The 12,245-nt window shown below is 64.1% G+C and carries 11 protein-coding genes; 6 read left to right on the forward strand and 5 right to left on the reverse strand.

Annotation, left to right across the window (positions count from 1 at the left end; genetic code table 11):
• Positions 1-28: 28 nt before the first annotated feature.
• The 6 genes from LI72_RS02085 (at position 29) to LI72_RS18835 (ending at position 5,045) form a co-directional block, all read left to right on the forward strand.
• Positions 29-337 carry a hypothetical protein gene (locus LI72_RS02085; protein WP_331377888.1) on the forward strand — a complete coding sequence of 103 codons (309 nt, stop codon included), beginning with the start codon at positions 29-31 and terminating at the stop codon, positions 335-337.
• 161 nt (positions 338-498) lie between these two features.
• Positions 499-1,698 carry an ADP-forming succinate--CoA ligase subunit beta gene (sucC, locus tag LI72_RS02090; RefSeq protein ID WP_033924348.1) on the forward strand — a complete coding sequence of 400 codons (1,200 nt, stop codon included), beginning with the start codon at positions 499-501 and terminating at the stop codon, positions 1,696-1,698.
• 261 nt (positions 1,699-1,959) lie between these two features.
• Complete coding sequence (locus LI72_RS02095) at positions 1,960-2,709, forward strand: electron transfer flavoprotein subunit beta/FixA family protein (RefSeq protein WP_033924169.1); 750 nt, start codon at positions 1,960-1,962, stop codon at positions 2,707-2,709.
• Positions 2,706-3,635 carry an electron transfer flavoprotein subunit alpha/FixB family protein gene (locus tag LI72_RS02100; RefSeq protein WP_033924170.1) on the forward strand — a complete coding sequence of 310 codons (930 nt, stop codon included), beginning with the start codon at positions 2,706-2,708 and terminating at the stop codon, positions 3,633-3,635. Before LI72_RS02095 ends, LI72_RS02100 begins: the two co-directional genes overlap by 4 nt.
• 250 nt (positions 3,636-3,885) lie before the next feature.
• Entirely contained in the window at positions 3,886-4,251 is a 366-nt protein-coding gene (locus LI72_RS02105; RefSeq protein WP_052129401.1) for a hypothetical protein, read from the forward strand.
• Between the two features lie 119 nt (positions 4,252-4,370).
• Positions 4,371-5,045 carry a hypothetical protein gene (locus LI72_RS18835; protein ID WP_156139437.1) on the forward strand — a complete coding sequence of 225 codons (675 nt, stop codon included), beginning with the start codon at positions 4,371-4,373 and terminating at the stop codon, positions 5,043-5,045.
• A gap of 32 nt (positions 5,046-5,077) precedes the next feature.
• On the opposite strand, the gene LI72_RS02115 is transcribed toward LI72_RS18835, so the two are convergent.
• From LI72_RS02115 to LI72_RS02135, 5 genes are all read right to left on the reverse strand, one after another.
• The gene (locus LI72_RS02115) at positions 5,078-5,794 is read right to left on the reverse strand and encodes a PepSY domain-containing protein (protein ID WP_033924171.1); all 717 of its coding nucleotides are present in this window, start codon (positions 5,792-5,794) and stop codon (positions 5,078-5,080) included.
• Between the two features lie 3 nt (positions 5,795-5,797).
• On the reverse strand, positions 5,798-6,463 hold the full coding sequence (locus LI72_RS02120; RefSeq protein WP_033924172.1) for a trimeric intracellular cation channel family protein: 666 nt from the start codon (positions 6,461-6,463) through the stop codon (positions 5,798-5,800).
• Between the two features lie 101 nt (positions 6,464-6,564).
• Positions 6,565-7,962 (reverse strand): dihydrolipoyl dehydrogenase, encoded by a 1,398-nt coding sequence (lpdA, locus tag LI72_RS02125; protein ID WP_033924173.1) that lies wholly within the window; start codon positions 7,960-7,962, stop codon positions 6,565-6,567.
• Positions 7,963-8,002: 40 nt separating this feature from the next.
• Positions 8,003-9,259: a 2-oxoglutarate dehydrogenase complex dihydrolipoyllysine-residue succinyltransferase gene (gene odhB, locus LI72_RS02130; protein WP_033924174.1), complete on the reverse strand. Its 1,257-nt coding sequence runs from the start codon at positions 9,257-9,259 to the stop codon at positions 8,003-8,005.
• A 68-nt stretch (positions 9,260-9,327) separates the two neighbouring features.
• Positions 9,328-12,153, reverse strand: coding sequence for a 2-oxoglutarate dehydrogenase E1 component (locus tag LI72_RS02135; protein WP_033924175.1), 2,826 nt, complete (start codon positions 12,151-12,153; stop codon positions 9,328-9,330).
• Positions 12,154-12,245: the final 92 nt, after the last annotated feature.

A 12,245-nucleotide genomic window follows, 5' to 3' on the forward strand; every position in this document is an offset into this window, starting at 1 on the left:
GGGCAAGGGGGCCGCAGCATCTGCAACCGTGCAGCGCCTGGCCGCGCTGATGGTTGCAAGTGCCGCGGCCCTTGCGCTTTCCGGATGCGCGACCCCCGAGGCGCGCACCCGTTCCGCGTTGGAGAGGACAGGGCTCAGCCGCCCGGTCTCCGCCTGCATGGCGGGGCGCATGGTCGACCGCTTGTCGCTGGCGCAACTGCAACGGCTGGGCCGATTGGGTCGGCTGCAGCGGGCCAATGATTTCAGTGAGTTCCTGCGCCTAACCCGCGCTTTGCGCGACCCTGAAATCCTCGCTGTGGTCAGCTCTTCGGGGCTGGTTTGCGCAGTACGCAACTGAGTTGCGAAAAAGCGTGCCACCCTGCGCGATTGCAGGGTTTCAATTGCGCCGCGTCTATGCTTTAGCGCCCCTCACAACCGTTCATCGACCGCTTAAACGGCCCGGTGTCGACCGCATGTGAGTCGAACGCCCGGCCTGCTCAGAAAGGCATGGGATCCTTCATGAACATCCACGAATATCAGGCCAAGGAATTGCTCGCGAAATACGGCATCGGCATCCCCACCGGGCATGCTGCGCTGACCGTCGAAGAGGCTGTCGCAGGCGCTGAAAAGCTCCCCGGACCGCTCTATGTCGTCAAGGCGCAGATCCACGCCGGCGGCCGCGGCAAGGGCAAGTTCAAGGAACTGGGCGCCGATGCCAAGGGCGGCGTCCGTCTCGCCAAGTCGATCGACGATGTCCGCAATGACGCCGGTGAAATGCTGGGCAACACCCTGGTCACCGTACAGACCGGCGATGCCGGCAAGCAGGTCAATCGCCTCTATGTCACCGATGGCGTCGACATCGCTGCCGAATACTATCTCTCGATGCTGGTCGATCGCAAGACCGGTCGCGTGGCCATGATCGTCTCGACCGAAGGCGGCATGGACATCGAAACCGTCGCGCACGACACGCCCGAGCGCATCACCACGATCACCATCGATCCCGCGCAGGGCTTCATGCCGCACCACGGCCGCGCTGTGGCGTTCGCGCTCAAGCTGACCGGCGACCTCAACAAGCAGGCCGCCAAACTGGCGAGCCAGCTCTACACCGCGTTCATGGATCTCGACTGCGCGATGCTCGAGATCAACCCGCTGGTGGAAACGAAGGACGGCAAGCTGCTGGTGCTCGACACCAAGATGAGCTTCGATTCGAATGCGCTCTATCGTCACCCCGATGTCGAAGCGCTGCGCGACGAGACCGAGGAAGACCCGATGGAGGTCGAAGCCTCCAAGTACGATCTTGCCTATATCAAGCTCGATGGCGACATCGGCTGCATGGTCAATGGCGCGGGCCTCGCCATGGCGACGATGGACATCATCAAGCTCAACGGCATGTTCCCCGCCAACTTCCTCGACGTCGGCGGCGGCGCGAGCAAGGAAAAGGTGACCGCTGCGTTCAAGATCATCCTGTCCGATCCGGCGGTGAAGGGCATTCTGGTCAACATCTTCGGTGGCATCATGAAGTGCGACATCATTGCCGAGGGCATTGTCGCTGCGGCCAAGGAAGTGAACCTCTCGGTGCCTTTGGTCGTGCGTCTGGAAGGCACCAACGTGCAGCAGGGCAAGGACATTCTGGCGAACAGCGGTCTGCCGATCGTCAGCGCCGACAATCTGGGCGACGCAGCTGAAAAGATCGTCGCACAGGTCAAGCAGGCGGCTTGATGCTGAGCTTATCCTCTCCCTTTACGGGAGAGGATATGGAGACTTGGTGGCTTGTCCGCCTAGTCGGAATTGGAGAGGGCTAGCGGCATCCGCCAATGCTGCGCACTCACCCTCTCCCAGCTTCGACTAGGCGCTTGCAGCGCCAAGTCTGCGCAACCCTCTCCCGTTAAGGGAGAGGGTGAGGCGGCGGATACACCACCACTTGACGTTTACGTGAACGGAAACTAAATAGCGTTCACGATCATTAGGGAAGGAAGCGCCATGAAGATCCTCGTGCCCGTGAAACGGGTCATCGACTATAACGTGAAGCCTCGCGTGAAGGCGGATGGAACCGGGGTTGACCTGGCCAACGTCAAGATGAGCATGAACCCGTTCGACGAGATCGCGGTGGAAGAAGCGCTGCGGATCAAGGAAGCCGGCAAGGCGGACGAGGTCGTCGTTGTTTCGGTCGGACCTGCCAAGGCCCAGGAAACGCTGCGCACCGCGCTCGCCATGGGCGCCGATCGCGCGATCCTCATCGAAACCGACGAAACCGTCGAACCGCTGGCCGTTGCCAAGCTGCTCGCCAAGGTGGCTGCCGACGAGAACCCCGGCCTGATCCTGCTGGGCAAGCAGGCGATCGATGACGACAGCAACCAGACCGGCCAGATGCTGGCCGCGCTGCTCGGCTGGGGCCAGGCAACGTTCGCCAACACCGTGGCTGTCGAAGGCGATGCCATCACCGTCGCGCGCGAAATCGATGGTGGCCTGCAGACCGTCACGATCAAGACACCCGCGATCGTCACCACCGATCTTCGCCTCAACGAGCCGCGCTATGCTTCGCTGCCCAACATCATGAAGGCAAAGAAGAAGCCGCTCGATGTGAAAACCCCGGGTGACTATGGTGTGGACATCGCGCCGCGCCTGACCACGCTGAAGGTCACCGAGCCGCCGGTGCGCAGCGCCGGGATCAAGGTGGCAGATGTCGACGCACTGGTCGGCAAGCTCAAGGAAATGGGAGTTGGCGCATGAAGACGCTCGTATGGGTTGAACATGACAATGCTGTCATGAAGGATGCTACGCTGGCGGTTGTCACGGCTGCCAGCAAGCTGGGTGAAGTCCACGCGCTCGTCGCGGGCAAGGGCTGCGCCGCGGTAGCCGAGCAGGTCGCCAAGGTGGCCGGTATCGCCACCGTTCACCTGGCCGATGACGCTGCGCTCGAGCATGGTCTGGCCGAAAACGTCGCCCCGCTCGTCGCCAAGCTGATGGAAAGCCATGACGCGTTTCTCGCGCCTGCCACCACCACCGGCAAGAACATCGCACCGCGCGTTGCAGCTTTGCTCGACGTGATGCAGATTTCGGACATTCTCTCGGTCGAAGGCCCCAAGACCTTCACCCGTCCGATCTATGCCGGCAACGCGATCGCCACCGTCGAATCGTCGGACGCCAAGCTGGTGATCACCGTACGCGGCACCGCATTCGAAAAGGCTGCGACCGAGGGCGGTTCGGGCACGGTCGAAGCCATTGGCGGCGCATCGGACTCGGGCCTGTCGAGCTTCGTCAGCGCCGAAATCGCCAAGAGCGAGCGTCCTGAACTGACCAGCGCGAAGATCATCGTTTCCGGTGGTCGTGCATTGGGCTCGGGCGAGAAGTTCGAGGAAGTGATCACGCCGCTGGCAGACAAGCTCGGCGCCGGCATCGGCGCATCGCGCGCTGCGGTCGATGCAGGCTATGTCCCCAACGACTATCAGGTCGGGCAGACCGGCAAGATCGTCGCGCCGGAAGTCTATGTCGCGGTCGGCATCTCGGGCGCGATCCAGCATCTGGCGGGCATGAAGGACTCCAAGACGATCATCGCGATCAACAAGGACGAGGACGCCCCGATCTTCCAGGTCGCGGACATCGGCCTGGTTGCGGACCTGTTCACGGCCGTGCCGGAACTGACCGGCAAGCTGTAATCACCTGATTGCCCTTTGAATGACGGGAAACCCCGGCAGGCGACTGCCGGGGTTTTCTTTTGCGCGGTCTTCGCCTGCTGAGACGCGGTGATGCTTCAGGGTGCTCAAAAGCCTCCCTAGATCTGTTCATGTAAAATGCGCTTTACCTGAACAATTCCTGTCACCTCAGTTCAGCCTTGCCACATCGCCGAATCGCTAAACCGTCTTTCGACCCCGCGGGATGCGGGGGATCGAAAGAAGGAATTGGACGATGGCAAAGGCAAAGGGTGTTTTCGGCGCGGCACTGCTCGGTGTTGCTGCCATGGTATCGGCGGCCGTTCCCGCACAGGCGCAGTGGCACGGCGGAGGCCCCGGCTGGGGCGGTCGCGGTGATCGCGCGGTCAACCAGTGCGTGCGCGCGGCCGAGTTCGAGGCCCGCCGCTTCGGTCGCTTCGCTCAGGTCACCGATATCCGCGATATCGACCGCACCCGCTTTGGCCTGCGCGTGCAGGGCCGGATCGTCGTCGAGGACGGCGGTCGCTGGCGCGGCGGGGTCGATCGCGGTCGCTTCACCTGTTTTGTGGATCGGGGCAGGGTGCGTGATCTGCGTCTCAGCGGACTCGGCAATTTCCGCTAAGGCAAGGATGGCGTCTCCGACGCTCCGGGGCGGTTCAGCCTGGTGACAGGCTGAACCGCCTAAACAGATTATCATCGGGCTGAAGCGCCTCCGCGCCGCCTGACACGAAAGGCAAGAACATGCTGAAATCACTGACAGGTCTGGGTGCAGCAGGGGCCATGCTGGTCACAGGTTTTGCGCCGGCCATGGCCGCTCCCGTGACGGCAGGCGCGCATGGCGCCAGCGACTATTCGGTTCTGGGCGATCTGGCCTGGGATCAGGGCGACGAGCAGGCCGAGCAGTGGCGTGGCGGCTGGGGCAACCGCCGCTGGCGTGGGCGCAATCGCGGCATCGATGGCGGTGACATTCTGGCAGGCGCGCTGATCCTGGGCGGCATCGCCGCTGTCGCGAGCGCGGCTTCGAACAGCGCACGGCGCAATTCGGATGACCGGGTCAGCTATAACGACGATGTTCGTTCGGCGAGCGACCGTTGCGGCGCAGCCGCCGTGGCGCAATCGGGCCTGGGCTCGCGGATTGAGCGCATCGACAATGTCGTGCGCGACGGCAATGGCTGGCGCGTCGAGGGTCTGGTCGGTTCGCGGCGCAGCGGCGTGGACAGCTTCACCTGCGGCATGAGCTTTGGCCGCATCGACTATGTCACCTTCAACCGTGCCAATGGGGCATGGGGCGCGAACGGCCAGACGTTCCAGGGCCAGACGTTCGGCGATGCCAACAATCCGTCCTATGTCCCGCCCCAGCCGGGCGACGACGATTTTGCCTATCGGGATGATGCAGACCCGTATCTGCCCGAATAAGCTGCGCTCTACCGGGTAGCGAGGTCTGTCAATCAGCCCTTGCTGCCCGGCTTCAACCCCTGCGGCGCGCTTCGCCCCTTCGCGCGCCGCAGGGGTAACAGCACGATCCCGATCAGGATCGATACCACCGCCAGCCCGGCGAAGCCGATCAGGATCGGGTGGTTGGTGTCCTCGCGCGTCTGCAGATCCATGATGTGCAGCCCCCACATGACATCGAACGCCCGCCACAGCGCGCTGCGCGTCGCCAGCACGGCGCCGGTTTCCGCATCGACATAGATATGCGTATTGTCGGCAAAGCGCACCTGCCAGCTGGGGCGTGGACGCCGCAGCTCAAGCGGCGCCGCTTCGGCGGAAAAGCGGGTAATGCCAAGCAGTTGCGCGTCGCCTGCAAAGGCTGAGCGGGCAATCAGCGCGGCCTCATTGGCATTGACCATCGCCAGCAGCCTGCCGTTGCGCGCATCGGCGCGGCGTTTGCCGCCATCGGCATAGTCTATCAGCCATACAGGCGATCCCGCCTGCTGTGCGAGTGTCAGCGTCTGCACCGGGCGACCTGCCAGCACCGGGGGCACGGGTGCAAATCCAGGCAGCGCAGGCGCCTCCGCCTTCAGATGCTCGCCGCGAATGGTGTCGATGGGGAAGCTTGCCATGAACAGGCCCGATGCGGTCCACAGCAGCAGCGGCACACTGACCAGCCATCCCAGCCAGACATGCCAGCGCATCACCATCCGTCGCCGCAGCTTGAACGCCATGGTTCAATCCTCCGTGCGGCCGCCGCCGCGATAGGCGGGCAGGGCGATATTGTAGCGGATGGCAAGGCCGCGCAGGATGAAGCCGGCCACCGCGCCGATGATCGCGGCATAATGGCTTTCGACCCCCGACAGCTTCAGCCCGACGAACAGGCCCGATGCCAGCGCGACGGCGGTCACATACAATTCGGGGCGCAGGATGATCGACGGTTCCCCCGCCAGTACATCGCGGATGATGCCGCCAACGCAGCCTGTGATCACGCCCATCATCACCGCAGGCAGCGGATCGACGCCGAACTGCATCGCCTTGGCCGCGCCGAACACGCCGTACGCGCCGAGGCCCACCGCGTCGAACCAGTCGAGCATTCGCCCCTGCCACCAATGCTGGGGGGTGACCCATAGCAGGCCCGAGACCGCTAGCACCACCACCAGCACGGAAGAATTGACGATCCAGAACACCGGCGCGCCGATCAAAAGGTCGCGCACCGTCCCGCCGCCGACCCCGGTGACGAGAGCAAAGAAGGTGAAGGTAACGAACGTCTGCCGCTTCGCCGCCGCCGCAAGCGCACCCGAGGCCGCGAACACCGCAATCCCGAACATGTCGAGTGCGCCCAGGATCATGCCGAGGTCGATGGCGGCAGGCAGCGGGCCGGTGGGAAGGGGGCTGGTCATGCCGCGGCCTTAGAGGAACGGCAGCGCGATTTCACGCGTGAACTGCGGCGAGCAGCTTCTCCCCTCCCGCAAACGGGAGGGGAGAGGGGTTTGTTCGCAGTTCAAATATGGATCGGCTTGCCCTGCACCGCCATGGCGGCTTCCTTGAGCGCTTCGCTGTGCGTCGGGTGGGCGTGGCAGGTGTAGGCGATGTCTTCGGACGTGCCGCCGAACTCCATCGCCTGGGCTGCCTGAGCGATCATCGTGCCGCCGAGCGACGCGATGATCCAGACACCCAGGATGCGGTCGGTCTTGGCGTCGGCGATCACCTTGACCAGGCCGTCGCCCTCGTGGTTGGTCTTGGCGCGCGAGTTGGCCATCATCGGGAACTTGCCGACCTTGATCTCGCCACGCTCCTTGGCCTGCTCTTCGGTGAGGCCCACGCCGGCGATCTCGGGCATGGTGTAGACCACGCTCGGGATGATGTCGTGGTTCACGATTCCGGTCAGGCCCGCAATGTTCTCGGCGACCGCAATTCCTTCGTCCTCGGCCTTGTGCGCGAGCATCGGGCCGGGCACGCAATCGCCGATCGCCCAGATGCCGGGGACCGAGGTGCTGAAATCATGGTCGATCTCGACCTGACCGCGACCGTTCACGGCAAGACCTGCCTTGTCGAGCGCGAGACCATCGGTGTTGGGACGACGTCCGATCGAGACGAGAACGACGTCGGCCTCGATGGTTTCGGCTGCGCCACCCGCCGAAGGCTCGACGGTGAGCTTGGCCTTGTCCCCCTCGACGGCAGCGCCGGTGACCTTGGTCGAAAGCTTGAACTCGATGCCCTGTTTCTTGAACACCTTGAGCGATTCCTTGCGGATTTCGCCATCCATGCCGGGCAGGATCTGGTCGAGATATTCAACCACGGTGACCTTGGCGCCCAGGCGCTTCCACACCGAGCCGAGCTCGAGGCCGATGACACCGCCGCCGATGACGACCATGTGGCCGGGCACCTTGGCCAGTTCGAGTGCGCCGGTGGAATCGACGATGATCTGGCTGTCATTGTCGACCGTGATGCCGGGCAGCGGGGTGACCGAGGAACCGGTGGCGATGACGATGTTCTTGGCGCGATAGCTCTTGCCGCCGACATCGACGGTATCGGTGCCGGTGAACGCGGCGCGGCCCTTAAGCCATTCGACCTTGTTCTTCTTGAACAGATATTCGATGCCGCCGGTCAGACCCTTGACCGCATCACGGCGCTGCGCGTGCATGGTTTCGAGATCGAGCGTGACCGATCCCTTGATGCCCAGCTTGGCGAGCTTGCCGCTGGCGGCTTCCTCGAACAGTTCGGACGCGTGCAGCATCGCCTTCGAAGGGATGCAGCCGACGTTGAGGCAGGTGCCGCCCAGGGTCTCGCGGCTTTCGGCGCACGCGGTCTTGAGCCCCAGCTGCGCCGCACGGATCGCGGCCACATAGCCGCCAGGTCCGGCACCGATCACCAGAACGTCGAAATCATAGTCAGCCATTTTCAAACTCCATCGTGCGCCAGTCTGGGGCGCACCAAAATTACAGATCGATCAGCAGACGCGTCGGATCCTCAATCGCTTCCTTGATACGCACCAGGAAGGTTACAGCCTCACGGCCATCGATCAGACGGTGGTCGTAGCTGAGCGCCAGATACATCATCGGGCGGGCCGCGATCGAGCCGTCGGGCATCACGACCGGGCGCTGGTCAATGCGGTGGAGACCGAGCACCGCGCTCTGCGGGGGGTTGATGATCGGGGTCGACATCAGCGAACCGAACACACCGCCGTTCGAGATGGTGAACGTGCCGCCCATCATCTCGTCCATCTTCAGCGTGCCGTCCTTGGCGCGCTTGCCGAAATCGGCGATGGTCTTCTCGATGCCGGCAAACGACAGCGTCTCGGCATTGCGGATCACCGGGACGACCAGGCCGTTGGGCGCGCTGACCGCGACCGAGATGTCGGCATAGTTATGATAGACGATCTCATCGCCTTCGATCTGTGCGTTGACGGACGGAACGTCCTTGAGCGCGAGCACAGCGGCCTTGGCGAAGAAGCCCATGAAGCCCAGGCGGATGCCGTGCTTCTTTTCGAACAGATCCTTGTACTTGGCGCGCGCTTCGATGACCGCGGTCATGTCGACATCGTTGAACGTCGTAAGCATCGCGGCAGTGTCCTGCGCGGACTTCAGGCGCTTGGCGATTGTCTGGCGGATGCGGGTCATGCGCACACGCTCTGTTTCGCGGCCGGCGACGGCCGGGGCGGCGGGCGCGGCGGCAGGGGCGGCCGCCGGAGCGGGCGCGGCCTTGGCGGTTTCAGCTGCGGCGAGCACGTCTTCCTTGGTCAGGCGGCCATCCTTGCCGGTGCCCTTGATGCTGGTGGGGTCAAGCCCATGCTCCAGCACCAGACGGCGCACGGCGGGCGACAGGCTCACCGGCTCACCTGAAGGCGCGACTGCAGCGGCAGGCGCGGGGTCGGCCTTGGCCGCCGCCGGGGCAGGGGCTGCCGCCGGAGCCGGGGCGGGGGCCGGCGTTGCCGGCGGCGAGGCTGCTGCGGCACTGCCCGCAGCTTCGATCATCGCCAGCAACGCGCCGACCTGAACGGTGTCGCCTGCGGCATACATCTGCTGGCCCATCACGCCAGCGGACGGGGCGGGGACTTCCACCGCAACCTTGTCGGTTTCCAGGCTCGCGATCGGCTCGTCGGCCGCCACGGCTTCACCGGGCTTCTTGAGCCACTCGCCGATGGTGGCTTCGCTGATCGATTCACCCAGCACGGGCACTTTGACTTCGATGCTCATTGTCTTTTCCAAACCCTATCTTGGTCCCGCAGGCTGTGCGCGGACGACATATGGTGTTGCAGTTGTGGTCAGCTGCCGCGCTGGCGGCGGATTTCGTCGCGGACGTCGTGGCCCAGCGCGTCTGCGATCAGCGCGCCCTGTTCGGCCTGGTGACGCTTGGCAAGACCGGTGGCGGGCGATGCCGCCGCGATCCGGCCCGCATAGCGCGCCCGCTTGGGGGCAACGCCGGCATCGGCCAGGCATTCCTCGATGAACGGTTCGACGAAGAACCAGCTGCCGTTGTTGCGCGCTTCTTCCTGCGCCCAGACGACCTCTTCCAGATTGACCATGCGCTTGAGGCGGATGGTCAGCGGCTCGCCGGGGAAGGGGTAGAGCTGCTCGAGGCGGATGATCGCGGTGTGCTTGTCACCCGCCGCGTCGCGCGCTTCCATCAGGTCGAACGCCACCTTGCCCGAACACAGCACCAGGCGCTTGATGTCCTTGTCCTCCGGCTGGGCCGGATCGGAGAGGATGCGCATGAAGTGGCTGTTGCCGCAGAAGTCCTGAGTCTTCGATACCGCCATCTTGTGCCGCAGCAGCGACTTGGGCGTCATGATGATCAGCGGCTTGCGGAACGGACGGTGCATCTGGCGGCGCAACACGTGGAAGTAGTTGGCAGGCGTCGTGATATTGCACACCTGCATGTTGTCACCCGCGCACAGCTGCAGGAAGCGTTCGAGACGCGCCGAGCTGTGTTCCGGACCCTGGCCTTCCATGCCATGCGGCAGCAGCATCACCAGACCGTTGGCGCGCAGCCACTTGGCCTCGCCGCTGGCGATGAACTGGTCGATCATGATCTGCGCACCGTTGGCGAAATCGCCGAACTGCGCTTCCCACAGGACCAGGGTCTTCGGATCCGCCATGGCATAGCCGTACTCGAAGCCGAGCACGCCATATTCGGACAAGGGGCTGTCGAGCACCTCGAACCGGCCATGCGGCACCTGCTCGAGCGGCAGATAACGGCCGCCGGTGTTCTGGTCGATCCAGACGGCGTGGCGATGGCTGAACGTGCCGCGACCGGAATCCTGGCCCGACAGACGGACGGCATAGCCTTCGGACACCAGCGAGCCGAACGCCAGCGCTTCGCCGGTCGCCCAGTCGAAGCCTTCGCCCTTTTCGAACATCTCGCGCTTGGCATCGATGACGCGGCGCAGGGTCTTGTGGACCTCGTGCCCCTCGGGAATGGCGGTCAACGTGCGGCCGAGACTTTCGAGCAGCTTCTTGTCGATGCCGGTTTCGACATTGCGACGCGCATATTCGGGGTCGGCAGGCGCATGCAGGCCCGACCAGCGACCGGCAAACCAGTCGGCCTGGTTCGCCTTGTAGGTCTTGCCCGCCTCGAACTCGAGTTCGAGATTGTCGGAGAACGCGGTTGCGGTGCCGTCGATCCAGTCCTGCGTCACCACACCCTGTTCGATCAGCCGGTCGCCGTAGATCTTGCTGACGCGCGGATGCTGACGGATCTTGGCGTACATCTGCGGCTGGGTGAAGCTGGGCTCGTCGCCTTCGTTGTGGCCGAAGCGGCGGTAGCACCACATGTCGATGACGACGTCGCGGTGGAACTGCTGGCGGAAATCGATCGCCATCTTGCAGGCAAAGGTCACCGCTTCCGGATCATCGCCGTTGACGTGCAGGATCGGCGCCTGGACGCCCTTGGCGACGTCCGACGGATAGGGCGACGAGCGCGCGAACTGCGGGCTGGTCGTGAAACCGATCTGGTTGTTGACGATGAAGTGGATGCAGCCACCGGTATTGTATCCGCGGATACCGGAGAAGCCGAGGCACTCCCAGACGATGCCCTGGCCGGCAAAGGCGGCATCGCCATGCAGCAGCACCGGCAGCACCTGGCTGTGATCGGCCAGATCGTCGCGGTTGACCTGCTGCGCGCGGACCTTGCCGAGCACGACGGGGTCGACGGCTTCCAGGTGCGAAGGGTTGGGGACCAGCGACATATGGACGCTGATACCGTCAAACTCGCGGTCGGTGCTGGTGCCGAGGTGGTATTTCACATCGCCCGAGCCTGCGACGTCATCCGGGTTGGACGAGCCGCCCGAGAATTCGTGGAAGATCACGCGATAGGGCTTGGCCATCACGTTGGCGAGCACGTTCAGGCGGCCGCGATGCGGCATGCCATAGACGATTTCCTTGAGGCCAAGCTGGCCGCCGTACTTGATCACCGCCTCGAGCGCAGGGATCATCGATTCACCCCCGTCCAGGCCGAAGCGCTTCGTGCCGACGTACTTCTTGCCGAGGAAATTCTCGAACGTTTCTGCTTCGATCACCTTGGAAAGGATGGCCTTCTTGCCGTTCTCGGTGAACTCGATGACCTTGTCGACGCCTTCCATCCGGTCCTGGAAGAAGCGGCGCTCCTCCACGTCCGAGATGTGCATATATTCGAGACCCACCTTGCCGCAGTAATTGGCGCGCAGGGTATCGATCAGCTGGCGTACGGTGGCGCTTTCAAAGCCCATCGTGCCGCCCAGGAACACCTTTTCGTCCATCTCGGCAGCGGTGAAGCCGTGATATTCGGGCGTCAGGTCAGCGGGCAGTTCCTGCTGCGACAGACCCAGCGGATCCAGATCGGCGGCGAGATGGCCGCGCACCCGGTAGGTGCGGATCAGCATCATCGCGCGGATCGAGCGATCCGCTGCGCGCGCGATCGCCGCTTCATCCACCGGCTGGCCAGCGGCTGCCGATGCGCTGCGCACGGCCGCCTTGACCGCTGCCTGCATCTGCATCGGGTCCAGTGCTGCTGTCAGATCATCGCCATCGCCCAGCGGCCAGTTGCTGCGCTGCCAGCTCGGGCCAGCCTGCGGGCCTTCTGCCGGATCGAAATCATATGCGTCGTAGGTCATAAACTGCCGTCCCTAAAACCCCTATCCCCAGCGAGGGAGAGGGTTGCACTGACCTGGGCAAGCCGATGCCCAGATCGAAGCTGGGAGAGGGG

The organism is Sphingomonas sp. 35-24ZXX (genome assembly GCF_000786215.1).
Lineage (GTDB): Bacteria > Pseudomonadota > Alphaproteobacteria > Sphingomonadales > Sphingomonadaceae > Blastomonas.